27 protein-coding genes are annotated in these 25,286 nt (G+C 52.4%); 13 read left to right on the plus strand and 14 right to left on the minus strand.

The genetic code is table 11. The annotated features are described in order from the left end of the window. Positions 1–5: 5 nt before the first annotated feature. The 3 genes from HVZ37_RS19620 (at position 6) to HVZ37_RS19630 (ending at position 5,460) form a co-directional block, all read left to right on the plus strand. Entirely contained in the window at positions 6–2,528 is a 2,523-nt protein-coding gene (locus HVZ37_RS19620) for a fimbria/pilus outer membrane usher protein (RefSeq protein ID WP_061069562.1), read from the plus strand. A 417-nt stretch (positions 2,529–2,945) separates the two neighbouring features. Then, positions 2,946–3,938: a fimbrial protein gene (locus HVZ37_RS19625; protein ID WP_181627902.1), complete on the plus strand. Its 993-nt coding sequence runs from the start codon at positions 2,946–2,948 to the stop codon at positions 3,936–3,938. Between the two features lie 184 nt (positions 3,939–4,122). Further along, positions 4,123–5,460, plus strand: a complete 1,338-nt coding sequence (locus HVZ37_RS19630; RefSeq protein WP_042999204.1) for a hemolysin family protein — start codon at positions 4,123–4,125, stop codon at positions 5,458–5,460. 81 nt (positions 5,461–5,541) lie between these two features. Here HVZ37_RS19630 and HVZ37_RS19635 read toward each other — a convergent pair whose 3' ends face one another. Continuing rightward, entirely contained in the window at positions 5,542–5,748 is a 207-nt protein-coding gene (locus HVZ37_RS19635) for a DUF1107 domain-containing protein (protein WP_004857160.1), read from the minus strand. 323 nt (positions 5,749–6,071) lie between these two features. On the opposite strand from HVZ37_RS19635, the gene HVZ37_RS19640 reads away from it, so the two are divergent. Then, the gene (locus HVZ37_RS19640; protein WP_042999203.1) at positions 6,072–6,629 is read left to right on the plus strand and encodes a YtfJ family protein; all 558 of its coding nucleotides are present in this window, start codon (positions 6,072–6,074) and stop codon (positions 6,627–6,629) included. On the opposite strand, the gene cysQ is transcribed toward HVZ37_RS19640, so the two are convergent. Next, positions 6,619–7,359 (minus strand): 3'(2'),5'-bisphosphate nucleotidase CysQ, encoded by a 741-nt coding sequence (cysQ, locus tag HVZ37_RS19645; protein ID WP_042999202.1) that lies wholly within the window; start codon positions 7,357–7,359, stop codon positions 6,619–6,621. The genes HVZ37_RS19640 and cysQ overlap by 11 nt on opposite strands. A gap of 188 nt (positions 7,360–7,547) precedes the next feature. Here cysQ and cpdB point away from each other — a divergent pair, with 188 nt between their 5' ends. Further along, complete coding sequence (gene cpdB / locus HVZ37_RS19650) at positions 7,548–9,491, plus strand: 2',3'-cyclic-nucleotide 2'-phosphodiesterase (protein WP_181627903.1); 1,944 nt, start codon at positions 7,548–7,550, stop codon at positions 9,489–9,491. A gap of 38 nt (positions 9,492–9,529) precedes the next feature. Here the strand turns inward: cpdB and HVZ37_RS19655 are convergent, their stop codons facing one another. Then, the gene (locus HVZ37_RS19655) at positions 9,530–9,910 is read right to left on the minus strand and encodes a helix-turn-helix domain-containing protein (protein ID WP_042321550.1); all 381 of its coding nucleotides are present in this window, start codon (positions 9,908–9,910) and stop codon (positions 9,530–9,532) included. A gap of 90 nt (positions 9,911–10,000) precedes the next feature. On the opposite strand from HVZ37_RS19655, the gene HVZ37_RS19660 reads away from it, so the two are divergent. The 4 genes from HVZ37_RS19660 to ytfE all read left to right on the plus strand — a co-directional run bounded on the left by HVZ37_RS19660 (position 10,001) and on the right by ytfE (position 13,554). After that, entirely contained in the window at positions 10,001–10,849 is an 849-nt protein-coding gene (locus HVZ37_RS19660) for an SDR family oxidoreductase (protein ID WP_181627904.1), read from the plus strand. Positions 10,850–10,930: 81 nt separating this feature from the next. Beyond that, entirely contained in the window at positions 10,931–11,755 is an 825-nt protein-coding gene (locus HVZ37_RS19665; RefSeq protein WP_156595818.1) for an AraC family transcriptional regulator, read from the plus strand. A gap of 76 nt (positions 11,756–11,831) precedes the next feature. Beyond that, positions 11,832–12,803 carry a DMT family transporter gene (locus HVZ37_RS19670; protein WP_181627905.1) on the plus strand — a complete coding sequence of 324 codons (972 nt, stop codon included), beginning with the start codon at positions 11,832–11,834 and terminating at the stop codon, positions 12,801–12,803. 88 nt (positions 12,804–12,891) lie between these two features. Then, positions 12,892–13,554: an iron-sulfur cluster repair protein YtfE gene (gene ytfE, locus HVZ37_RS19675; RefSeq protein WP_044257213.1), complete on the plus strand. Its 663-nt coding sequence runs from the start codon at positions 12,892–12,894 to the stop codon at positions 13,552–13,554. A gap of 60 nt (positions 13,555–13,614) precedes the next feature. On the opposite strand, the gene cycA is transcribed toward ytfE, so the two are convergent. Continuing rightward, the gene (cycA, locus tag HVZ37_RS19680) at positions 13,615–15,024 is read right to left on the minus strand and encodes a D-serine/D-alanine/glycine transporter (RefSeq protein WP_042999196.1); all 1,410 of its coding nucleotides are present in this window, start codon (positions 15,022–15,024) and stop codon (positions 13,615–13,617) included. Between the two features lie 322 nt (positions 15,025–15,346). Further along, positions 15,347–15,967, minus strand: coding sequence for an FKBP-type peptidyl-prolyl cis-trans isomerase (gene fklB, locus HVZ37_RS19685; RefSeq protein ID WP_042999195.1), 621 nt, complete (start codon positions 15,965–15,967; stop codon positions 15,347–15,349). A gap of 222 nt (positions 15,968–16,189) precedes the next feature. Here fklB and HVZ37_RS19690 point away from each other — a divergent pair, with 222 nt between their 5' ends. Next, a complete protein-coding gene (locus HVZ37_RS19690; RefSeq protein ID WP_181627906.1) occupies positions 16,190–16,834 on the plus strand; it encodes an OapA family protein in 645 nt (214 codons plus the stop codon). Positions 16,835–16,944: 110 nt separating this feature from the next. Here the strand turns inward: HVZ37_RS19690 and HVZ37_RS19695 are convergent, their stop codons facing one another. From HVZ37_RS19695 to HVZ37_RS19720, 6 genes are all read right to left on the minus strand, one after another. Continuing rightward, positions 16,945–17,874 carry a DMT family transporter gene (locus tag HVZ37_RS19695; RefSeq protein WP_181627907.1) on the minus strand — a complete coding sequence of 310 codons (930 nt, stop codon included), beginning with the start codon at positions 17,872–17,874 and terminating at the stop codon, positions 16,945–16,947. 144 nt (positions 17,875–18,018) lie between these two features. Continuing rightward, positions 18,019–18,468, minus strand: a complete 450-nt coding sequence (rplI, locus tag HVZ37_RS19700) for a 50S ribosomal protein L9 (protein ID WP_042999192.1) — start codon at positions 18,466–18,468, stop codon at positions 18,019–18,021. Positions 18,469–18,509: 41 nt separating this feature from the next. Next, positions 18,510–18,737, minus strand: coding sequence for a 30S ribosomal protein S18 (gene rpsR, locus HVZ37_RS19705; RefSeq protein ID WP_000135199.1), 228 nt, complete (start codon positions 18,735–18,737; stop codon positions 18,510–18,512). A 4-nt stretch (positions 18,738–18,741) separates the two neighbouring features. Next, positions 18,742–19,056, minus strand: a complete 315-nt coding sequence (priB, locus tag HVZ37_RS19710) for a primosomal replication protein N (protein WP_042321531.1) — start codon at positions 19,054–19,056, stop codon at positions 18,742–18,744. 6 nt (positions 19,057–19,062) lie between these two features. Beyond that, positions 19,063–19,458 (minus strand): 30S ribosomal protein S6, encoded by a 396-nt coding sequence (gene rpsF, locus HVZ37_RS19715; protein ID WP_042321529.1) that lies wholly within the window; start codon positions 19,456–19,458, stop codon positions 19,063–19,065. A 159-nt stretch (positions 19,459–19,617) separates the two neighbouring features. Then, a complete protein-coding gene (locus HVZ37_RS19720) occupies positions 19,618–20,382 on the minus strand; it encodes a TSUP family transporter (RefSeq protein ID WP_044257219.1) in 765 nt (254 codons plus the stop codon). 300 nt (positions 20,383–20,682) lie between these two features. Between HVZ37_RS19720 and yjfY the strand changes: the two genes are divergently transcribed. Further along, a complete protein-coding gene (gene yjfY, locus HVZ37_RS19725; protein ID WP_044257220.1) occupies positions 20,683–20,958 on the plus strand; it encodes a DUF1471 family protein YjfY in 276 nt (91 codons plus the stop codon). Between the two features lie 99 nt (positions 20,959–21,057). On the opposite strand, the gene yjfP is transcribed toward yjfY, so the two are convergent. Then, positions 21,058–21,807, minus strand: a complete 750-nt coding sequence (yjfP, locus tag HVZ37_RS19730) for an esterase (protein WP_042999189.1) — start codon at positions 21,805–21,807, stop codon at positions 21,058–21,060. Positions 21,808–21,988: 181 nt separating this feature from the next. Here yjfP and bsmA point away from each other — a divergent pair, with 181 nt between their 5' ends. Beyond that, on the plus strand, positions 21,989–22,318 hold the full coding sequence (gene bsmA / locus HVZ37_RS19735) for a biofilm peroxide resistance protein BsmA (RefSeq protein ID WP_042999188.1): 330 nt from the start codon (positions 21,989–21,991) through the stop codon (positions 22,316–22,318). Between the two features lie 147 nt (positions 22,319–22,465). Next, a complete protein-coding gene (yjfN, locus tag HVZ37_RS19740; RefSeq protein ID WP_072140690.1) occupies positions 22,466–22,741 on the plus strand; it encodes a DUF1471 family protease activator YjfN in 276 nt (91 codons plus the stop codon). 37 nt (positions 22,742–22,778) lie between these two features. On the opposite strand, the gene HVZ37_RS19745 is transcribed toward yjfN, so the two are convergent. Together HVZ37_RS19745 and rlmB are read right to left on the minus strand one after the other, a co-directional pair. Beyond that, complete coding sequence (locus HVZ37_RS19745) at positions 22,779–24,401, minus strand: isovaleryl-CoA dehydrogenase (protein ID WP_181627908.1); 1,623 nt, start codon at positions 24,399–24,401, stop codon at positions 22,779–22,781. Between the two features lie 113 nt (positions 24,402–24,514). Next, positions 24,515–25,246, minus strand: a complete 732-nt coding sequence (gene rlmB / locus HVZ37_RS19750) for a 23S rRNA (guanosine(2251)-2'-O)-methyltransferase RlmB (RefSeq protein ID WP_042321448.1) — start codon at positions 25,244–25,246, stop codon at positions 24,515–24,517. Between the last annotated feature and the right edge of the window lie 40 nt (positions 25,247–25,286).

Here is a 25,286-nt window from a genome sequence, read left to right on the forward strand (position 1 = left end):
ATAGAATGGCCAGAGGCGATATAAGCAGTCAAAATCGTTCGGAAAGGTTTGCTTATTCTGCATTAGCCTTAGCGGTAATGCTCTTGAGCACTTATGCCGTTGCGGAAGACCAGTTTAATCTGAACGCCTTAAGCCATGATACGCCACTCGCCGACAGCAATATCCTGCAAAAGTATATTGCCGATAACGAAATGCTGGAAGGCAGTTTTTTATCAACTATTTATTTTAATTCTAATTATGTAGAGAAAAAAGAAATCAACTACAAACTCTCTACAGATAGAAACCGACTTGTTCCTGCTCTCACCAAAGCAGATTTACGTCGTTACGGTGTCAACGTTGATGTGCTCTCAGGCTTTCAAAAAGTGAAGGACGAAGACACCATTGGGAATATTGGGCAATATATAGACGGTGCCAGTTATACCTATAGCGAGAAAACGCAGCGTCTGGATATCCGCGTACCACAGATAGCCTTAAATCAGGAAGCGAAAGACGCGGTCTCACCCGAATTATGGGATGATGGCTTACCTGCCCTCCTGTTAGGCTACTATTATAGTGGATCACAGTTGTACGCCCGAAACAGTAGCGACGGAAATACAAACAGTAATTTTTTAAGTTTAAACTCGGGTGCTAATCTTGGCGGATGGCGGCTGCGCAATGTATCGAACTATTCCGGCGAAAAGTGGGACGAGCTTTCAACAACGTTGACGCATGATATTAAAACGTTGCGCAGCCAATTTTTAGCCGGGGACAGCAGCACACCTTCGGACATTTTTGATAGCATTCAGTTTCGCGGCGTCAGAGTCTATTCTGATTCCACTATGCATCCTTATAGCGAGCAAGGATTTGCGCCGCTGATTCGTGGTATCGCGCACAGTGATGCTAAAGTCACCATCAAACAAAATGGCTATAAAATTTACGAAACCTACGTCGCTCCTGGCACGTTTGAAATTCGGGATATTAATCAGGTTTCATCCGGGAGTGACTTCGACGTTATCGTGACCGAAGTTGACGGCAGCGAACATACTTTTACCCAATCGTCTTCCTCCTTACCGGTCATGCTGCGTAGTGGCAGTTATAGTTATAGCGTGGCCTACGGCAAATATCAGAGCAATGATGTTTCCGACGCGCCTGATTTCGGCCAGGCTCAGCTTATTTATGGTATGCCATGGGGAATGACTGTCTATGGTGGGCTGATTGGTACCGATATATATCAGTCTGCTGCTCTGGGTATTGGTATGGATTTGCACGCTGTGGGCTCAATTTCTTTTGATGCCACTCAGGCCAAAAGCCAGCTTAATGATGATCAAAATGAAACCGGTATGTCATACCGTCTTCAGTATGCGAAAAACATAGATGCGACTAACACTAACCTGACTATCGCCAGTTATCGCTATTCTTCTGCAAATTTTTACACTTTTGCGGAAACACTTAACCATCGAGACTCAGCGGATATAGCCGATGATATGTACTCCTACAGAGATCTCTATAACCGCCGGAGCCGTGCACAAATCAACATCAGTCAAGCATTGGGAGAATGGGGTAGCTTATATCTGTCGGCTTATCAGCAGGATTACTGGAAACTGAATAAGTCTGAGCGTAATTTCACGTTAGGCTATAACGTGATGCTCAATAATGTTTCGTACTCATTTAACGCGTCACAAACGCAGATGCCCACCAGCCAAACGGATACGCAATATTTATTAACCATTGGTATTCCATTGGATAAATGGTTGCCGCAAACCTGGGCGACTTATGCACTTAACTCTTCACAGCAAGGCAATGCGGGACACCAGCTTGGTATTAATGGCATTGCGCTGAAAGACAATAACTTAACTTACAATATACAACAGTCATACTCAGAGCAGAACAACGCAACAAGCGGCAGCATGAATGCCGCTTATCGCGGCTCATCCGGTACACTGAGCGGTGGTTACAGTTATGATAATAATAGTCAGCGCGTGAATTACAGTGCACAGGGCGGCATAATCGCTCATCCTTTTGGTGTAACCTTAGCGCAAACCTTACCGGAAACCATGACATTAGTTCGCGCACCCGGTGCCGCAAATATTAACGTCAGCGGCGCATCAGGTATTTATACGGATAAACGTGGTTATGCCGTAGTTCCTTACAGTAATCCCTATCGGCAAAACACTATATCGCTGAATACCAGTGGCAGTAGAAATAGTGATATTAGCGATCCGGTAAAAACTGTCGTACCGACTCGTGGTGCAGTGGCTCTCGCGGATTATAAAGTGCGCAGCGGAGCACGTGTGCTTTTTACATTGCTGCACGGTAATAGTACTGTTCCCTTTGGCGCTCTGGTCTCAACCCCGCAAGAGGAAGAGAACCCAACCAGCCTCGTCGACGATCATGGTCAGGTTTATATCACCGGTGTCTCCAAAGGGATGAAACTGGTGGCCCTATGGGGAAATGGCAGTGATCATACTTGTGAGACGCACGTCCCCTCATTATCCGAAAGCGCTGACAGCGAAGCGACCGTAATGCGCCTCTCGCTGGAATGCCATTAATATTGCCAGGTGACAAGATGCGAAATAAAGAATGAGTCCGTGGCACCGTGATAACGTCTCTTTCTCCTCATGGAGATACCACAACACCGGTACGCGCCGATATTAATGTTACCTGTCTGAAAATGATTCGTACCAGCATAAAATTTAATAGTACGACGATAAATGGAAAAAACACTATGCTTCAGTTAGATAATGTTGATATACCCTCCTCTGCTCAAGGGGGCGGTATTCAAATTCCATCCAATATCCAACCTGTTTATTTCATTGGACAATATGATTTATTAACTCACATAACAACACAAGTGACCTTGTCCTGTCAGACCTGTTTAATAGACTTAACCGCGCTATTAAGACCGTAGATGTCAACGCAACGGCGACATTCGATATGATTTAGCGTTACTACTTTACGGATTAATTATGATTTCACGTTTTATACTGACCTGGATACTGCGTATTTTCTTTAGTGTCTGTGCAATATCTTTATCCTGCTCAGCATGGGCAGATTGTACCCTGAGGAACGGTACAAGTACCGTTTTACAGCAAATCAATATACCTGCATTAAGGTTAAATTATACTAACCCGGCAGATACTATTCTTTGGGAAAGCCCCGTTATCACTGCCTCCACTATGGCGGATATCTATTGTTATACTGATCAAGTGGTTGAATCAGGCGATCAATCAGCAAAGACACCGGTAAGTGACATTTCTACTTCCTATGTTTATGAAACGAACAATCCTGGCATTGGTATAAAAATCCTGGCCGGTCAGGATATGTCCAATTTAATCCCCATGGCCTGGCCGCATGGGACTGAGCAAGCTAAGGCGAGTTACGCTTACAAGCAACAAAATTACTTTAAAGTTCAATTAATTGCTACCGGGTCACGAATTACTACCGGTGTCCTGAATTTAACTAATTACAGCGTTGAACGTGTGTTTGGCTCTGCCCGTCAGTATTTAATGTCCTTTAATCCAACCTCGGTGTTCGTGCAATCTGTTGGCTGTGATATTGAAACCAAAGATATTACCGTCCCATTAACAGGATCACAGGGGATTGCTATCACATCACTTCCTCGTTCCGGCAACACCACCTCTCCCGTAAGCTTTGATATTGTTCTAAATTGCGAACAGGGCACGAATGTGAACATAAAATTTGACGGCACCACCACCGACGGTCAAAAAAAGACGTTGGCGTTGGATAATCCTAATCAGAGTTCCTCCGCTCGCGGTGTTGGCGTACAAGTGATGTATAACTACCAGCCCGTCACATTCGGAAAAGAGGTTTATTTACTGAGCAATGCAGATTCAACGACGATTACCTTGCCTTTTCAGGCGTGGCTGATTCGTCTGAGCGATGCCATCGAGGCCGGAGACGTCAACGCAACGGCGACATTTGATATGATTTATCGCTGATGGTTTTCTCACTTGCCAACAGAAAGAGATCGACGTTTACCCACCGCTAGCGGCCTGCCCCGCCCTTACGCTATACTAGCCCCTGAACTTTCCGGCTCACCTCCACGGGCCGGTTTTCATTAAGTTTTACCACATGGATTTATCAACTTCCCTTCCGAGGATCTGGCGTGACGCCGGATAAGATATGTTAAACAGTATTTTCATTATTCTTTGCCTGATCGCTGTGAGTGCGTTCTTCTCGATATCCGAGATCTCACTTGCTGCCTCACGTAAAATTAAGCTCAAACTGCTGGCCGATGAAGGCAATCTCAATGCGCAACGCGTGTTGAAAATGCAGGAAAACCCGGGGATGTTCTTCACGGTGGTGCAAATCGGTCTGAACGCGGTCGCCATTCTTGGCGGTATCGTCGGTGACGCCGCATTTTCTCCCGCTTTTAACTCGTTATTTTCTCGCTATATGTCGCCGGAACTCTCTGAGCAGTTGAGCTTTATTCTCTCCTTCTCGCTGGTCACCGGTATGTTTATCCTCTTCGCGGACTTAACCCCGAAACGCATCGGTATGATTGCACCAGAAGCTGTGGCTTTGCGTATCATCAACCCGATGCGCTTCTGTCTGTTCGTTTTCACGCCGCTGGTGTGGTTCTTCAACGGGTTGGCGAACGTGATCTTTCGCATCTTCAAATTGCCGATGGTGCGCAAGGATGACATCACGTCTGATGATATTTATGCGGTAGTGGAAGCTGGCGCGCTCGCAGGCGTATTGCGTAAACAGGAACATGAGCTGATTGAGAACGTGTTTGAGCTGGAGTCGCGCACTGTGCCGTCATCGATGACGTCGCGTGAAAACGTGATCTGGTTCGATCTGCATGAAGACGAGCAGAGCCTGAAAAACAAAGTGGCGGAACATCCGCACTCCAAGTTCCTTGTCTGTAACGAAGATATTGACCACATCATTGGTTACGTTGACTCGAAAGATTTACTGAATCGTGTTCTGGCGAATCAGAGCATGGCGCTGAACAGCGGCGTGCAGATCCGCAACACCCTGATTGTTCCGGATACGCTGACCCTTTCTGAAGCGCTGGAAAGCTTCAAAACCGCCGGTGAAGACTTTGCGGTGATCATGAACGAATACGCGCTGGTCGTGGGGATCATCACGTTGAATGATGTGATGACCACGCTAATGGGCGATCTGGTCGGCCAGGGTCTGGAAGAGCAGATTGTGGCGCGCGACGAGAACTCCTGGCTGATTGACGGCGGTACGCCGATCGATGACGTGATGCGCGTGCTGGATATCGACGAGTTCCCGCAATCAGGTAACTACGAAACGATTGGCGGCTTTATGATGTTCATGCTGCGTAAAATCCCGAAACGGACCGACTCCGTGAAGTTCTCGGGCTACAAATTCGAAGTGGTGGATATCGATAACTACCGTATCGATCAGTTGCTGGTGACCCGCCTGGACAGTAAACCAAGCGTACTGGTGCCGAAACTGCCGGACGTTCAGGGAGACGTTAAAGCGTAGTATTCGCTTATTCTGCCTGCTCCAGAAACATCAACGGCTCCCAATGGGAGCCGTTTTTTAAACTACTGCATAGCACTTTGGTTAAGCCATCTCAGTTTGCAGACGCAGAACCTGACGGTTAACTTCGGACATCACAGACAGATGCTGTTTATCCTTCACTTTTGGGATAAGAATCTTGCCCTTATCAAACTCAAAAGCGCCAACGTCCTTGATATATAACCGTCCACGGAACAGGATCTTCACGTACTTCGCCACTTGCAGTGGGTTGTACCGTTGGAAAATTTTCATTGTTATCTCCTGCTTAAGTCACGCCCTTGTGGTCCCACAATCGGTCCAACCGTTCTAAGGCGCAAAATTTAATGCCATTTGACTATAGACTATCTGTACGATGTTTCCAGCGCGTATAAGTTTATTTACCTTTTCATTACAGTTAATCAGAATCATCTCTGAATCAGGGTGCGGTCCTCAGTATAAGCCTTCGTTTTTCGCAGGATTTGTGCGCCCGTCCGCAAACTGGCATCACTCTTGCGGGAAAAAGCATCATTCGCACATATGATTAAAAATCAGACCCAAGTGGTCGGATCACCTGCAAACAATAAGAAGGAAACACCATGACCTTACGTAAGATTCTCGCGCTGGCGTGCCTGTTAGCGCCAATGATGGCCTCCGCGCATAGCTTCGAAACGGGCCAGCGCGTCCCGCCGGTAGGGATTGCGGATCGCGGCGAATTGATTCTTGAAAATGATAAGTTCAGCTATAAAAGCTGGAACAGCGCACAGTTGCCCGGGAAGGTGCGAATCCTTCAGCACATCGCCGGACGCACCTCTGCGAAAGAAAAAAATGCAACGCTGATTGAAGCGATCAAAGCAGCAAAACTGCCCCATGACGTTTACCAGACCACGACGATCGTCAACACTGACGACGCGATTCCTGGCTCCGGTATGTTTGTGCGCAGCAGCCTCGAGAGCAATAAGAAGCTCTACCCGTGGTCGCAGTTTATTGTCGACAGCAACGGCGTGGCCCGTAAAGCCTGGCAACTGGATGAAGAGAGCTCTGCTATCGCGGTGCTTGATAAAGACGGTCGCGTACAGTGGGCAAAAGACGGCGCGCTAACCCAGGAAGAGGTGCAGCAGGTGATTACCCTGCTGCATAAGTTACTCAATAAATAGAGACCCGAAAGCCGGGGTTGAGGAACGACTCACGCGGGGTGTAGTCCAGCGGTTTACCCTGCCAGTCGTGAACGTGCGCCCCGGCTGCCGCCGCGACAGCATGGCCCGCAGCGGTGTCCCAGACGTTGGTCGGTCCAAAGCGCGGGTACAGTTGCGCCTGTCCCTCCGCGACCAGGCAGAACTTCAGCGACGAACCAATCGACGTCGTCTGGTGCTCGCCCAGCTGTTGTAAATATTCTTTCAGTTCGTTGTCTGCGTGGGAGCGGCTAATCACCACCAGCGGCGGACGCGCGTCACGGACCTGAATTTGCTTGCGCACATTGCACTCTTCTTTCCAGGCTTTGCCGTCCGCCGCGCTGTACATCACTTTCATCACCGGCGCGTAGACCACGCCCAGTACCGGTTTGCCCTTCTCGATAAGCGCAATATTTACGGTAAACTCGCCGTTGCGTTTGATGAACTCTTTGGTGCCATCCAGCGGATCGACTAACCAGTAGCGCTGCCAGTGCCGACGCACGTCCCAGGCTGGCGGGTCCTCTTCGGAGAGCACTGGAATATCTGGCGTCAATTGCGTCAACCCTTCAAGAATCACCGCGTGCGCCGCGATATCGGCCGCTGTCACCGGGGAGTCGTCCGGCTTGCTGGTAATCTCCATCGGTTTGACTCCATCATAAACCTGCATAATGGCATCGCCCGCGTTCCGTGCAAGCTGGCATACGTGTTCTAGCATTCTCCACCTCATTTGTGGCAGTGGTCTTAACTCATTGTTTTACTTATACCCGATCAAAAGCGAATCCGCCAACTGTGATAGTGTCTGCGGTTTTGCTTGCTAAACTGATGCATGCTTCACAGTTCTGTAAGCAAGAAGATATAAATACATTTTTTACTGTGTTTCAGATCTTAAAAGGATGCCCTCTGATGATTAAGTTTAGTGCAACGCTTCTGGCCACGCTGATCGCGGCCAGCGTGAATGCCGCGACCGTTGATCTACGGATAATGGAAACCACTGATTTGCATAGCAACATGATGGATTTCGATTATTACAAAGATACCGCAACCGAAAAATTCGGACTGGTACGCACCGCAAGCCTGATTAACGCCGCGCGCGATGAAGCCAAAAACAGCGTGCTGGTCGACAATGGCGATCTGATTCAGGGCAGTCCGCTGGGCGATTATATGGCGGCAAAGGGACTGAAAAAAGGCGAGATCCATCCGGTCTACAAAGCGCTGAATACACTGGATTACGCGGTTGGTAACCTCGGTAACCATGAGTTCAACTACGGGCTGGAATATCTGCAAAAAGCGCTGGCAGGCGCGTCATTCCCTTACGTTAACGCCAATATCATCGACGTTAAGACCAAAAAGCCGTTGTTTACCCCTTATCTTATTAAAGAGACGGATGTCGTCGATCAGGAAGGCCATAAGCAGACGCTGAAAATCGGCTATATCGGGTTTGTCCCTCCGCAGATCATGACCTGGGATAAAGCGAACCTGAGCGGCAAAGTGACGGTTAACGACATTACCGAAACCGCACGTCGCTATGTCCCAGAAATGCGTGAAAAAGGGGCCGATGTGGTGGTGGTGATCGCGCATTCAGGACTCTCTGCTGACCCGTACCAGAGCATGGCCGAGAACTCGGTTTATTATCTCAGTGAAGTGCCCGGCGTGGATGCCATTATGTTTGGTCATGCCCACGCGGTCTTCCCCGGTAAAGACTTTGCCAACATCAAAGGCGCGGATATCGCAAAAGGGACGCTGAACGGCGTGCCGGCGGTGATGCCAGGCATGTGGGGCGATCATCTGGGCGTGGTGGATCTGGTGCTCAATAACGACAGCGGCAAATGGCAGGTAACGCAGGCCAAAGCCGAAGCGCGCCCCATTTACGACACCGCTGCGAAGAAATCACTCGCTGCCGAAGACAGCAAACTGGCGGAGATTCTGAAAGCCGACCACGACGCGACGCGCGAATTTGTCAGCCAGCCGATCGGCAAATCCGCAGATAACATGTACAGCTATCTGGCGCTGGTGCAGGACGATCCGACCGTTCAGGTGGTCAATAACGCACAGAAAGCCTATGTCGAACATTTCATTCAGGGCGATCCGGATCTGGCGAAACTGCCGGTGCTTTCCGCCGCCGCTCCGTTTAAAGTTGGCGGACGCAAGAACGATCCGGCCAGTTTTGTCGAAGTCGAAAAAGGCCCGTTGACCTTCCGCAATGCCGCTGACCTTTACCTGTACCCGAATACCCTGGTGGTCGTTAAAGCCAGTGGTAAAGAGGTGAAAGAGTGGCTGGAATGCTCAGCCGGACAGTTTAATCAGATCGATGTCACCAGTAGCAAACCGCAATCGCTCATCAACTGGGATGGATTTCGCACCTATAACTTCGATGTGATCGACGGCGTGGAATACCAGATTGATGTCTCACAGCCCGCACGCTATGACGGTGAATGCCAGACGGTAAATCCGTCCGCAGAAAGGATTAAAAATCTGACCTTCAACGGCAAGCCGATTGACCCGAATGCCACTTTCCTTGTCGCTACCAATAACTATCGCGCCTATGGCGGTAAGTTTGCCGGAACCGGCGACAACCATATTGCCTTTGCGTCACCGGATGAGAATCGCTCGGTGCTGGCGGCATGGATGGGCGCGGAATCTCAACGCGCCGGGGAAATTCATCCGGCGGCCGATAACAACTGGCGTCTGGCGCCGATTCACAGTGAGAAAAAACTGGATATCCGCTTCGAAACCTCACCGGGGGATAAAGCCGCTGCGTTTATCAAAGAGAAAGGCCAGTACCCGATGCAAAAAGTGGCGACCGATGAGATCGGTTTCGCAATTTATCAGATGGATTTAAGCAAGTAACGTTAATGCCGGATGACATCCCGCCATCCGGCAACGTTTTACGCTGCCCGTTCTTCCCGTTGTGCTAACACCTGCGGCAAATTCAGCTCAATCCAGTCCGCCAGCGCGGCGACTTTATCACTGACCTGCTCGCCCAGCGGAGTCAAACTGTATTCCACGTGCGGTGGCACGACCGGATACGAAACCCGGTTGATAAACCCATCCTGCTCCAGCGCCTGCAACGACTGCGCCAGCATCTTCTCGCTCACGCCGCCCATTTTACGCCGCAAATCGCTGAAGCGATGTGTGCCGTCACGTAGCGCCACCAGGATCAAGACGCCCCAGCGACTGGTCACATGCTTTAACACCTCACGCGACGGACACTGCTCGGCAAACAAATTGCCGTCGCGCAGTTGTTGAGAAAGAGTCGATGCACTCATCTTTATACTTACCTTTTTGTACGTACTTACTAAAAGTAAGTTTAAGTGCTAGCTTTATAAAACACAAGCGACACATTAAGGAGTCACCTCATGATTGCTATTACCGGCGCGACGGGCCAACTGGGCCAACACGTTATTGAGAACCTACTGAAAACCGTTCCTGCCAGCCAGATTGTGGCCATCGTTCGCAACCCGGCGAAGGCCACCGCGTTAAGCCAACAGGGAATCACCGTACGTCAGGCGGATTACAGTGACGAAGCGGCATTTACCCAGGCGTTACAGGGTGTGGACAAGCTGCTGTTGATCTCCTCCAGCGAAGTCGGCCAGCGTGCCGCTCAGCACCGTAACGTCATTAATGCGGCAAAGGCGGCGAAAGTAAAATTTATCGCCTACACCAGCCTGTTGCATGCCGACCGCTCTCCCCTCGCTTTGCACGTTGAACACGTCGATACCGAGAAGATGCTGGCTGACTCCGGTATTGCCTACGCGCTGTTGCGTAACGGCTGGTATACCGAAAACTATCTCGCCAGCGCCCCTGCTGCGCTGGAGCATGGCGTATTTATCGGCGCGGCGGGCGAGGGCAGAATTGCCAGTGCAACGCGTGCGGATTACGCCGCTGCCGCCGCACAGGTCATCAGCACCGAAGGCCATGCCGGGAAAGTGTATGAACTGGCGGGTGATGAATCCTGGACACTAAGCCAGCTGGCCGCAGAACTGAGTAAACAGAGTGGCAAACCTGTCGTTTATCAGAACATGAGCGAAGCCGATTTCGCCGCCGTGCTGAAAGGGGTCGGTTTGCCAGCAGGACTGGCGGAGATGCTGGCCGATTCAGACATCGGGGCATCCAAAGGCGGTCTGTTCGATGACAGCCACACGCTGAGCAAGCTGATTGGTCGTCCGACCACGTCGCTGGCCGAAAGCGTCAACGGTATTCTGTAAGTGTTAAAAATCGGTTAATTATGGTGGCATCCCCGCGCATCCTCTCTGATAATGACAGGACGATGCGTGGGGAGAGACAACGTGCAAGGTGTACCCGAGCAGTTTAGCGATGAAAAAGACAGCGCCCGCTTTCGCCATCTGGCGCAGGTGCCGGGCGTTGAGTTGTATCACGCCCATATTTCACGCTACGCCTTTGAGCCACACACCCACGAAGCGTTCGGCATTGGCGCGATAGAAGCCGGTGCCGAGCGCTTTCGCTATCGTGGCACGCAGTACGTTGCCCCAGCCCACTCGGTCGTGACGATGAATCCGGATGAGCTGCATACCGGCGAGGCCGAAACCGCCGACGGTTGGCGTTACCGGATGATCTATCTGGAGCCCGACCTGCTGGAAGAGGTGACCGGCATTCGTCACTGGTGGTTTCACGACGTCACGCGTCACGATCCGCGCCGCTCCCGTCAGATTTGTTCGCTGATCCACGGACTATGGCACACTGACGATCCTTTAGCGCAAAAAGGATTGTTGCTGGATCTGATCGACACCTTCCAGCCGCTGGCACGTCATGCCCCGGTGCCACGGGAAGGCGCGCATCGCTTTGAGCGCGTGCGCGACTATTTGCATGACAACTACATGCGCCCGGTCACCCTCGATGAACTGGCACGCGTTGCCTCGCTAAGCCCCTGGCACTTTCAACGTCAGTTCAAAGCCCATTTCCACGTGACGCCGCACCAGATGCTGATGGCGATCCGTCTGTGGCGGGCAAAAGGTTTTCTGACTCTCGGTATGCCCGCTGCGGACGTTGCCGCCGCGACCGGCCTGACCGATCAATCCCATCTCACCCGCGCCTTTACCCATCGCTACGGCATCACTCCCGTTCGCTATCAAAAGCAGGTTTATTCACGCTAATGCGCAAGCTCATACAATACGCGCCCCGGTTCCCTGCCTACACTTTGCGTCATGTTTAACGATGTGGATGTAAAGCATGATTAGCGGTGTGTTATACGCCCTGCTGGCAGGGTTGATGTGGGGACTGATTTTTGTCGGACCGTTGATCGTGCCGGAATATCCGGCGGTGCTGCAGTCGATGGGGCGTTATCTGGCATTAGGCTTGATTGCCCTGCCGCTGGCATGGCTCGGACGTATGCGCCTGCGGCAGCTTTCGGCGAAAGACTGGCTGACCGCGCTGGCGCTGACCATGATGGGCAACCTGATTTATTACGTCTGCCTTGCCAGCGCCATTCAGCGCACCGGCGCACCGGTCTCAACGATGATCATCGGCACGCTGCCGGTCGTCATTCCGGTATTTGCCAACCTGCTGTACAGCCAGCGCGATGGCAGGCTCTCCTGGCTACGGCTGGCCCCAGCACTGCTGCTGATAGGCATCGGATTGCTGTGCGTGAACATTGCGGAACTCAACCAGGACTTGCCTGATTTTAGCGGCTGGCGCTACGGTTCTGGCATCGCGTTGGCGCTGGTATCAGTGGTGTGCTGGGCCTGGTATGCGCTGCGTAATGCCCGCTGGCTGCGGGAGAACCCGGAAAAACACCCGATGATGTGGGCGACGGCGCAGGCGCTGGTAACCCTGCCCGTTTCGCTGCTGGGCTACCTCGTCGCCTGCTTCTGGCTGCATGGGAAAATGCCCGACTTCGCCCTGCCGTTCGGCCCGCGCCCTGCGGTGTTTGTAGGCCTAATGGTGGCGATTGCGGTGCTGTGCTCATGGGTAGGCGCGCTGTGCTGGAACATTGCCAGCCAGCGATTACCGACGGTGATCCTCGGCCCATTGATCGTGTTCGAAACGCTGGCGGGTTTGCTCTACACCTTCATCTTGCGCCAGACCCTTCCCCCTGTGCTGACGCTCAGCGGTATCGCTTTGCTGGTTATCGGCGTGGTGGTGGCAGTCAGAGCAAAACCGGAAAAACCACGCGTCATTCCGCTTTCAGAGCCAGGCCGTTAATCCGTCCCCCCCCCTCGAAAGGGTTATAGCGCTCGATTAAAGGTGCATTTAAAATGCACCTTATATTATTGAGAATGAGGTAATGGCTATGGCTTATCGCGATCAACCTTTAGGTGAACTGGCGCTCTCTATCCCTCGCGCGTCGGCCCTGTTTCGTAAGTACGATATGGATTACTGCTGCGGCGGTAAGCAGACGCTGGCGCGTGCTGCCGCCCGTAAAGAGCTGGACGTTGATGCTATCGAAGCGCAACTGGCACAACTGGCAGAACAACCGATCGATAAAGACTGGCGTACCGCGCCGCTGGCCGAAATTATCGACCACATCATCGTGCGTTATCACGACAGACACCGCGAGCAACTGCCGGAACTGATCCTGCAAGCCACCAAAGTTGAACGCGTTCATGCTGATAAGCCCAACGTACCAAAAGGTCTGGCGAAGTATCTGACCATGCTGCATCAGGAGCTTTCAAGCCACATGATGAAAGAGGAGCAGATCCTGTTCCCGATGATCAAACAGGGCATGGGTAGCCAGGCGATGGGGCCGATCAGCGTCATGGAAAGTGAGCATGATGAAGCGGGGGAACTGCTGGAAGTGATTAAACATACCACCCAGAACGTGACGATCCCGCCAGAAGCGTGCACCACCTGGAAAGCGATGTACAACGGCATCAATGAGATGATTGATGATCTGATGGAACACATCAGTCTGGAAAATAATGTGTTGTTCCCGCGCGCCCTCGCAGGCGAATAAAAAAGGCGCCCGAGAGCGCCCTGATTCATGTAATTGCAGAGCCGCGTCGCGGCTCTTTTTTTAACGAACGCCTGCCATCCGCTTCTTACCAATCAGCCACCAGCCCAGACCCAGCGCAATGAACCACAGCGGCGTGACGAGCAGCGCCTGACGGGTATCATCTTCTAGCGTCAGCAGTACCAGCACGAAGACGAAGAACGCCATGCACACCCAGCACATCAGCTTGCCAAGCGGCATTTTGTAGATTGACTTCTCATGCAGATGTGGACGCTGTTTGCGATACACCAGGTATGAGCACAGGATGATAGTCCAGACGAACATAAACAGGATCGCCGACACTGTCGTGATCATGGTGAATGCGCCAATCACGCTTGGGTTGACATACAGCATCACGACGCCGCCCAGCAGGCAGATACAGGAGAAGGTCAGCCCTTTCGCCGGAACCGCGCGTTTAGACAGCTTAGCGAATGCTTTCGGCGCCACACCTTCCTGCGCCAGACCAAACAGCATACGGCTGGTAGAGAACACGCCACTGTTTGCAGAGGAAGCAGCGGACGTCAGGACCACGAAGTTAATCACGCTCGCAGCGGCAGGCAGACCTACCAGCACGAACAACTCAACGAACGGGCTCTTATCCGGCACCACTGAACTCCACGGCGTTACGGACATGATGACGATCAGCGCAAAGACGTAAAACATGATGATACGAATCGGAATCGAGTTAATGGCGCGCGGCAGCGATTTCTCCGGATCTTTCGTTTCCGCCGCCGTCGTCCCGACCAGTTCGATCCCGACAAAGGCGAACACGGCAATCTGGAAACCGGCAAAGAAGCCGCTAATGCCTTTCGGGAACCAGCCGCCATCATTCCACAGGTGAGCAAACGACGCTTCCACACCGGTTGGCGACTGGAAGTGCATGGCAATCATCACCAGGCCGACGATAATCAGCGACACGATAGCGACGATTTTGATCATCGCGAACCAGAACTCCATCTCACCGAACATTTTCACGGTGGCAAGGTTAAGGCTCAGCAGCAGGATCACTACCGCCAGCGAGGCGACCCAGTCGGAAAGACCGGGGAACCAGAACTGCGCGTAGGCCGTAATAGCGACGACATCCGCCATCCCGGTCACCACCCAACAGAACCAGTAGGTCCAGCCGGTGAAATAACCTGCCCACGGTCCCAGCAGATCCGAAGCAAAGTCGCTAAAAGATTTGTATTCCAGATTCGAGAGCAGCAATTCTCCCATTGCGCGCATCACGAAAAAAAGCATAAAACCAATGATCATATAAACAAAAATGATCGACGGCCCGGCGAGACTGATCGTTTTACCCGACCCCATAAACAGGCCCGTACCAATGGCACCGCCGATGGCGATAAGCTGAATATGTCGGTTTGTAAGATTGCGCCGTAGCGACTGTTCAGTCGGAGCCTGTTCGTCGGCGGCGACTTTTACCTGATCTACCATATTTTATTCTTCCTGTACCTGTCTGTGTTGTGCGGGCTCTGCGGCCTTTAATGCGTCTGTTGTGCATCTATGATACGACGATCCTGTTTTCAGGACTTATCGATATTAGGTAAGAATCGGCGGGATGAATACTAAGATTTAGATATTATGTTAATTATATGTTTAAAGTGAGTGTCATATCACTCTGGTAACGCGAATTAGCTCACAAAAATACACGCAACTGATGCATTTGCAAGATAAAACTCCGATACCCGGCAATCGAGCAGCGTTATTGCGCATTTTTCGTCCCCCTCCGGCGTGGAGGGGGAACAGAAGTGACTAGTTACAGAATTTCCAGCAGTTCGACGTCAAACACCAGGGTGCTGAATGGCGGGATCGACGCACCGGCGCCACGTTCGCCGTAAGCCAGTTCCTGAGGAATGGTCAGTTCCCATTTAGAGCCAACCGGCATCAGGGTCAGCGCTTCAATCCAGCCAGGAATCACGCCGTTTACCGGGAATTCAGCCGGTTCGCCGCGCGCAACAGAGCTGTCAAAGACGGTACCGTCGATCAGTTTACCGGTGTAGTGCACACGAACGCGGTCAGTACGAGCCGGGATAGCGCCTTCGCCCTGAGTCAGGACGCGGAATTGCAGACCAGATTCCGTGCTGTTCACACCGTCTTTCTCACGGTTTTCTTCCAGATATTTCACGCCATCTGCGGCCATCGCCTGGAAGCGTTCGCGACGTACGGCATCCGCACGTTCATGGATCTCGCGCAGCGCGCGGTGTACCACATCAACCGGCACGGCTGGCTGCTTGCCTTCCAGCGCGTCAGCAATACCGGCAACCAGCGCTTCAGGCAACAGCCCTTCCAGTCCGGATTCGCTCAGTTGCTGTCCTACCTGCAAACCAATGCCGTAGCTTGCTTGCGCTTCGATAGTGTCAAAAGTCGGGGTTGCCATCGTATTTCCTTTCATCGGATATAAAAAAGTAGCGGGCAGCATAACAGCCAGGCTTCTCCCGGTAAAATGTTGTCTCGGGGTGGATGACAAATCACGACGAAAAAGAAACAATAGGGATATCCCCCTGTATATGTGCCAAAAACGGGGAATATCACGAACATCATAGCGTTAGCTGTCTATACTCTATGATTGAGGAACGAGACGCGGAGCAGGAGGAAAGCCATGCCCGGGCGCTTTGAATTAAAATCAACCCTGGCGAAAATCTGGCATGCACCGGACAATTTTCGCATTATGGATCCGCTTCCGTCTATGCATCGCCGCGGCATTATCATTGCAGCGATTGTGCTGGTCGTCGGTTTCCTTCTCCCCTCAAGCGACACGAACGATACGCCAGCGGTAACCCGTAACGCGCAACTGGATCTCCAGTCGCAGTCTCAACCCCCGACGGAAGCGCAGCTTCAGGCCCAGCTTGTGGCCCCGCAAAACGATCCAGGCCAGGTCGCTCCCGTTGCGCCGGAACCCATTCAGGAAGGGCAACCGGAAGAGCAACCTCAGTCACAGCAACCGCAAACCCAGCCTTTCCAGCAGGATAGCGGCATTGAGCAGCAATGGCGCTCCTATCGCGTAGAGCCCGGTAAAACCATGGCACAACTGTTCCGCGACCACGGACTGCCACCTACAGATGTTTATGCGATGGCGCAGGTTGAAGGTGCGGGGAAACCGCTAAGCACTCTCCAGAGCGGGCAGATGGTGCAAATTCGCCAGAACGCGAATGGCGTGGTGACCGGACTGACTATCGACACCGGCAACAATCAGCAGGTACTGTTTACTCGTCAACCTGACGGCAGCTTTATCCGCGTACGTTAATTCATCGTGCCGGGGTCTGCCAGGTCTGATAAGCGTAGCGCCATCAGGCACATCAGCGCCGTGCCGGATGGCGGCTTGCCCTTATCCGGCCTACCACGGCATTGGCGGCGTTACCGCTTCACCTTATTAACCCACCAGATCCCCGAGCACACCAGAACCAGCGCAATCGCGTATTTCCACTCCAGGATATTCTCACCGAGAAAAATCGCGGACAGCACCGCGCCGGAGACCGGGATCAGGAAGTTAAACGGTGCAATCATCCCCACACGGTTATACTTAAGCAAAATACTCCACAGCGCGAACGCCACTGAAGAGAGCAACGTCAGGTAACCGAGAATCGCCACCGATGCGAGACCGTGAACCGCCAGTGTGCCGCCAAAGACATAACCACCGATCACCAACACCAGCCCGCCAATCCCTAACTGATACCCCGTCATCACGGTTGGATCGACCGTCTGAGAGAGTCGCTTACCGTAAAGCGTCGCGGCGGAGAGAATAAATGCCGCCAGCACAATCGAGCCATCGCCCGCCATGGTAAAATTAAAATCCAGCAGCCCGCTGTTGAAGTTCACCACCATCACGCCGGTAAAACCGAGAATGCATCCCAGCGTTTTGTTGTAACTCAGTTTGTCGTTCTGATAGATGAAGTGCGCCAACAGCACGCTGAAGAAGGTGCCCGTGGCATTCATGATCGATCCCTTCACGCCGGTAGTGAACGCCAGACCGATGTAAAAGAAGATGTATTGCAGCGAGGTCTGCGTCACTCCCAGCAGCGTCAATTGCCCGAACTGCCGGGAACTCAGGCGGCCAATCGGCTTACGCTGCGCTATCGCCAGCAAGAGTAACAGCAGACCTGCGAACAGGAAGCGGTAACCAGCGAAAACAATTTTGGACGGAATATCGTCAGCGGCGATCTGGAAGATCTCATAACCGCTCTTTATGGCCGGATAGGCGCTGCCCCAGAGCAGACAACAAAACGCCGCGCTCAGCCAGACAACATTTTTACGCGCAAACAAAGGTTGCGGGTGCGGAGTATCCATTCATCACCAGATTGAAATTATGTTTTATTTTTAGTGATTATCCCGAAAAGGACAAAGAATAGCCAGAGCGAAAAATGAGGGGAGCAGAAAAGCAAAACGCCGACACAAGGTCGGCGTTTCTTACGACGTTATCAGAATAAAAACTTATTCTGCAACAACGTTAATGGTCAGCTTAGCGAATACTTCGCTGTGAACCTGGAAGTCCACTTCGTGCTCACCAGTGGTACGCAGAACGCCGTTCGGCAGACGAACTTCGCTCTTAGCCACTTCAACGCCAGCTGCAGTTACAGCATCAGCGATGTCGCGGGTACCGATGGAACCGAACAGTTTACCTTCGTCGCCTGCTTTAGACGTGATGGTAACGGTTTCCAGTGCGTTGATTTTCTCTGCGCGTGCATTTGCAGCAGCCAGAACGTCAGCCAGTTTAGCTTCCAGTTCAGCGCGACGTGCTTCGAAGTATTCAACGTTTTTCTTGGTAGCAGGAACAGCTTTACCCTGTGGTACCAGGAAGTTACGAGCATAGCCCGCTTTAACGTTAACCTGATCACCCAGGCTACCCAGGTTTGCTACTTTATCAAGCAGAATAACTTGCATTACCTTATCCTCTCAAAGTCGTATTAATGGACCGTGACCGATTACTGATGACGATCAGTGTACGGCAGCAGAGACAGGTAGCGAGCGCGTTTGATAGCGCGAGCCAGCTGACGCTGGTATTTTGCACGGGTACCGGTGATACGGCTTGGGACAATCTTACCGCTTTCGGTGATGTAGTTTTTCAGCGTAGCGATATCTTTATAGTCGATCTCTTGAACGCCTTCCGCGGTGAAACGGCAGAACTTGCGACGACGGAAATAACGTGCCATATGGCTAGTCTCCAGAATCTATCAATTCAATCTGCTCGGCATGCAGAACCATTTTGCTCAGGCCGTTCTTTGCCTTGTGGCAAGAGATGAACCCCTGAACGGTCACTGCGCTACCGACCGTTATACTGTGAGTAATGGCCTGGTTTTCGTGTCCGCTAACAATCACGGGCATTTGGCACCACGCCTGCCGGTGAAATCCGGCTTCCTCCTGCACAGAACGATGCTCAAGCACGAACTGGCAGTGCGGAATTCCTGATGGACTGACCTTTCGAAGGGGGGTCCTGCACACGGTGCCGGACAACACCAGACGGTTGGTCATCAGAAATTACTCTTCAGAATCCCCAGCTTCAGCATCATCTGCGGTTTCGTTTGCGAAATCATCGCGACGCTCACGGCGCTCGTCTTTCGCTTTAACCATCGGAGATGCTTCGGTAACAGCGTGCTTAGTACGCATTACCATGCTGCGGATAACGGCGTCGTTGAAGCGGAAAGTTGTTTCCAGCTCATCGATCACTTCCTGCGGTGCTTCAACGTTCAGCAGAACGTAGTGAGCTTTGTGCAGTTTGTTGATCGGGTAAGCCAGCTGACGGCGGCCCCAGTCTTCCAGACGGTGGATCTTGCCTTCTGCACCAGTGATGGCAGCAGAGTAACGCTCGATCATACCCGGAACCTGTTCGCTCTGGTCAGGATGGACCATAAAAACGATTTCGTAATGACGCATCGAATTGCTCCTTACGGATTATTCAGCCTCCTGTCTGGGTCAGCCGCGGCCCATGGAGGCAAGGAACGTGTTAAAGGTCGGCTGAAAAATTGACGCATCATAATACTGGTGTCAGGCCGCAAACTCAAGGTGATTCCAGGAATATTTGTCAGGACGCCCTTAATACATATCCAATAGCATTTTGCCGCTGATGCAGATAGAGACAATCACGATCATCGGCCTGATCACTTTCTTGCCGCGCGTGAGGACTACCGTCGCCCCCAGGCGTGCGCCAAGCGCCTGCCCGGCGAACATCACCAGTCCCAGCGACCAGATCATTTTGCCACCGAAAATGAAGAACAGAATAGAGGCGATGTTGGACGCAAGATTAATGAAATTAGAGTGAATTTGCGCTTTATCGATGCTGTATCCCCACAGCAGGATGTAGCACAGGGTATAAAAGGAACCGGCCCCGGCGCCGAGGAATCCATCATAGAAACCAACGCACCCTCCCCCTATCAGGGAAAAGAGAAACAGTGACACCTGCTGCTTCTTTTTTGGTTCAGTGAGATTGGGGGCAAAAATAAAGTACAGCGCTACCGCGATGATGAGTACCGGTAACAGTTTTTTCAGCAGTTCCGGTTCAATGAACTGGATAAGCGTCGTCCCCAGAGCCGATCCCACAAACGCGGATAAAAAGACATACTTATGCTGCTGGATGTTGATATGTCCGCGACGCAGAAAGTAGATCCCCGACGTCAATGAACTGCCCAGCGCCTGAATCTTATTGGTGGCCAGCGCATTGGCTGGCGGCAATCCTGAGAGCAATAGCGCTCCAATCGATAAAAACCCACCGCCGCCTGAAACTACATTAATAAAACCCGCTATCAGCGCCACCATAAACATAATGGCGAAGTAGCTGAAATTCATGAATGAAATATCCATATCTTTTTTCCTTATTATCATAAAGTTAGCTTTATGTTTCGGCTCACTATAAGCGGCGATGGCCGACAGTGATATTGACGATTCGGTAAGTGTTCTTGTCAGAAAAACAGGTATTTTTCGCCACAGCAAAACGGGCTAGCCGATTGTTTACATTCAGAAAGAACGGATCGCGGTAATTTTTTGAACAACTGCATCAGAAATGGTCGCTATCGACCGACAAAGTAGCGATTAAAATTAAATCAGACGTTATCGACTAACAGGAGAAATCGCTAACCAGAGTCAGCTGTCGAGGAGGTAGGTATGCGAATCCGTTTTGTCACCCTTCTGGCGGGACTGTTGCTCAGTGCAAATACATTCGCCGCCATTGAAATAGACCACCAGCAAGCCCGAAACATGGATGATGTGCAGAGCTTAGGCGTCATTTACATCAATCATAACTTCGCCACTGAAAGTGATGCAGAAAGGGCCCTGAATGAAGAGACCGATGCGCAGGGCGCAACGTACTACCACGTGATCCTGATGCGGGAACCCGGTAGTAACGGCAACATCCACGCCAGCGCGGATATTTATCGCTAGCACCAGGAAAGTCCAACGAAAAGAAAGCCATAGCTTGACTTGCCCCCTGTTCAGGGGGCTTTTTTTTGCATGATGACGTATGGCTAGCTAGCGCCTGCGTCAGAGATGCTGACGGAAAAACGACACCGTTGCGGCCAGGGCTTCGGGCGTAATGCGATGGCGTACGCCTGCTTGCCACTGACAGGTCAAATTGTGGTCCAGGCCGGCCTGAATCATTGCCTGCTGTAAACGGAAACTTTCCGCCGCTGGCACCACATCATCGTCCTGGCCATGCCATAACAACAGCGGTCTGTCGGCCAGTCGGGCGAGCTGCTGCGACACATCCCACTTCGCCAACGGCGCAATGATATGCGTGAATTCCTCCTGACGGGCGGGCGTGTCCAGGGCACAAGGGGGAAACAGCGTTCGCGCCAGACGGGTGAAATAACCCGAGCCCATCAGGCTGGCGACACATTTGACCTCCGGATGCTGAGTCATGATCCCCAGCGCAGTCATTGCCCCCATCGATGCGCCGCCAACCGCAAGACGTTCCTCCAGCAGCCAGTTTTCTGCACGCAGTGCCGCACGTAACGCCGTAAACTCCTGCATGCTCTGCTGCAAAATCTGCCAGAAGTGGCCCATTCTCGCCTGTTCGTCACCATTGAAACGCGCCCCATGCCCGGCGGCGTCTGGCATAATGACCCGAAATCCGGCCTGCGCCAGCGCCACGGCAAAATAGCTGTAGACCAGGCTGGAAGAGGTAAACCCGTGGTAGAAAACAATACACGGCAAAAGTGTACTGCGTTGCCCCGAAGGAAAGGCGTGAAGCAGATGATGTTCCGCCAGTTGACATGTTTCAATTTCAATCATTTGCACCTCTTTTGGCGCGGGTATGCTATAGGTCACATTATTAAACAAGGTGACGTATTCAACAACGATTCATAATGTTGAGAACTGGATTACGCTTTCACGACATTTTCATTCGAAAATCGCGCGGAAGGTAACATTTTGGGAACATTCCCCCAAAGGGAAATTAATAAGGCACTACACTATGGCTATCAGGAAACGAGATAGAGTGATGCGTCGGTTTACCTCTTTGATGTTGGTGATGCTGTTAAGTGGATGTAGCATTCTTCAGGGAACGCCACAGCCAGCACCGCCCGTCGCCGATCATCCGCAGGAAATTCGTCGCGACCAGACACAAGGGTTGCAGCGAATGGGAACCGTGACCTCTCTGGTCAGAGGCTCTCCGGATGATGCAGTTGATGAAGTCAGAGCGAAAGCCGCCGCAGCGAAAGCCGATTATTACGTTATTGTCATGGTTGATGAAACTATCGTGACGGGTCAGTGGTACTCACAGGCCGTCTTATATCGTAAATAATCATTGATGGAATTTAAGCCAATTTCACGTAGCTTTACGCCTCTATACGTTTACCTGTGCACAATAAACCGACAGCAGGAGGCTGGACGTTTATTTCGGCGATGGAATGCCCTGCGCATTGCGGGGAAACGTAAAATGGAGCTGACGATGAAACAATCTCTTGCCTTATCCTCACTGCTGTTAACTGCCGGACTGGTGAGTACGACGGCGCAGTCTGCTGAATTCGCGAGTGCGGATTGCGTGACTGGCCTCAATGAAATTGGCCTGATCTCTGTCAGTAATATTTCCGGAAACCCACAGGATGTGGAGCGTATTGTCGCGTTAAAAGCCGATGAACAAGGCGCATCGTGGTATCGCATTATTCAGATGTATGAAGAGCAGCAGCCTGATAACTGGCGCGTACAAGCCATACTCTACGCATAACAGATTGCCGGATGGCGTAAACGCATCCGGCAACGTATCAGCGCAATCCCCCCGTCGCCCGCAGCAGCAACGCGTCCTGTACCCGTTCTGATAACCGCATTCCGCCGCGCGTATCCAGCATCATCTGACACCAGGCCTGGGCAACAGGCGGTGATGCGTGCCGTAACATTTCTATTCCGCATCCCAACAGGAAAATCTGCTGGGTGATCTCACGACCCAGTTCTTCGGAAGGTTTGCGCAGTCGCGGCAAAAGCTGGCGTACCGCGCGATCAAAATGCCTGTCCTGCCCCCTGACCTCAGAGAATGCCTCACTCAGCATCTCATCGACCCCGGTTTGCTTGTTGATAACCCGCAAGACGTCGAGACACATGACGTTACCGGATCCCTCCCAGATACTATTGACCGGCATTTCCCGGTACAGTCGCGGCAGTTCGCTCTCTTCGCAATATCCTACGCCGCCAAGCACTTCCATTGCCTCCGCCACGAACGGAATGCCGCCTTTACAAACGGCAAATTTTGCCGCAGGCGTGAACAGACGCGCCCAGAGTCGCTCTTTGGCATCGCTACGCCGATCCCAGGCATGGGCCAGACGAAACAATAATGCGGTTTGTCCTTCCAGCTGGAGCGCCATACGACTAAGCACCTGACGCATCATCGGTTGCTCAATCAGCGGCTTGCCGGACACCTGACGCTGGTGCGCGTGGTAAATCGCCACCGAGAAGGCGCGGCGCATCAGTCCGTGACTGCCGAGCGCACAGTCAAAACGCGTCAGACTGCCCATCTTCAGGATATGACGAATGCCCTCTCCCTCATCACCAAGAAGCCAGCCGATGGCATCCTGAAACTCGACTTCCGCGCTGGCATTGGAACGATTCCCCAGCTTGTCTTTCAGCCGTTCAAGGCGGATCGCATTGCGCTGGCCGTCAGGTAAAAAGCGCGGGACGAAGAAACAGGAGAGGCCACCTTTTGCCTGTGCCAGCACCAGATGGGCATCACTTTGCGGCACAGAGAAAAACCATTTATGTCCCACCAGCCGATACGACCCATCCGCCAGACGCTCGGCGCGGGTGGTGTTGCTCAACACATCAGAACCGCCCTGTTTTTCCGTCATCCCCATGCCGATCAGCAGGCCACGTTTTTGGCCCCCCGGCGCAAGATGCGAATCATAGCGATCGCTGTGTAGCGGCGTTTGCCAGTCGGCAAATACGGCGGGCAACATTTGCTGCAATAGCGGTGTCGCGGCAAAAGTCATGGTGATGGGGCATAACGTGCCGGCTTCCACCTGCGCATGCAGGACAAAGCGGGCTGCCCGGGCGACAAACGATCCGTCTCGCGCCGCCTCTACCCAGGGCAGATTGTGAATACGGTTGGCACACAGTCCCTGCATCAACAGATGCCACGCGGGATGGAAGCGAACGTCGTCCAGACGCTGCCCCTGGGGATCGTAACGTAGCAATTCTGGCGGCCAGGTATTCGCCAGCCGTCCCAGCTCCAGCGATTCCGCAGTGCCAAGTTGTTGACCGATACTGGCGAGAAGTTCGCTGTCCCAGCCTGCCCCCTCACGCGCTACGGCCTCGCAGAGCGCGCCATCAGACAGGAACAGATTGCTGTTATTCAGGGGTAACGGCTGATTAAAAACGGTGTGAGTTTGCCAGTGCATTGTGTTTCCCTCCTTCAATGGCATCTCAATAAGTATGGTCAGTCTGAGGGGAGAATGCCTGGAAAGGAGGGCACAAAAAAGCCATCCTGCTGGATGGCTTCAGAAATCGTCTATTAGCTGCGCTGCCGCACAGCCTCGAACAGACAGATGCCTGTCGCGACAGAAACGTTGAGCGAAGAGACGCTTCCGGCCATTGGAATGCTGATCAGCTCATCGCAATGTTCACGCGTCAGGCGACGCATCCCCTCACCTTCCGCCCCCATCACCAGCGCCATACGGCCGGTCATTTTGCTCTGATAGAGAGTATGGTCAGCTTCACCCGCCGTGCCGACAATCCAGATATTCTCTTCCTGCAACATACGCATGGTACGCGCCAGGTTAGTCACCCGAATCAACGGGACGCTTTCCGCTGCACCGCAGGCGACTTTCTTCGCCGTGGCATTCAACTGCGCAGAACGATCTTTCGGCACGATCACCGCATTAACGCCAGCGGCATCGGCGCTACGCAGACAGGCACCGAGGTTATGCGGATCGGTCACGCCATCAAGGATCAGCAGGAACGGTTGATCCAGCGAAGCAATCAGATCCGGTAGATCGTTTTCCTGATACTGACGACCCGGCTTCACGCGAGCGATAATGCCCTGATGGACGGCTCCTTCGCTTTTCTCATCCAGAAACTGACGGTTTGCCAGTTGGATGACCACGCCCTGTGCTTCCAGAGCATGGATCAGCGGCAGCAGGCGTTTATCTTCACGGCCTTTGAGAATAAAGACATCCTGAAAACGTTCAGGAGCACGCTCTAGCAGGGCCTGCACCGCATGGATGCCGTAAATCATTTCACTCATGAAATCACTCGTTAATAGTTAATCATGCCGGGTGACGCAA

Origin of the sequence: Citrobacter sp. RHB35-C17, assembly GCF_013816795.1 — a bacterium.
Classification (GTDB): Bacteria; Pseudomonadota; Gammaproteobacteria; order Enterobacterales; family Enterobacteriaceae; genus Citrobacter_A; species Citrobacter_A amalonaticus.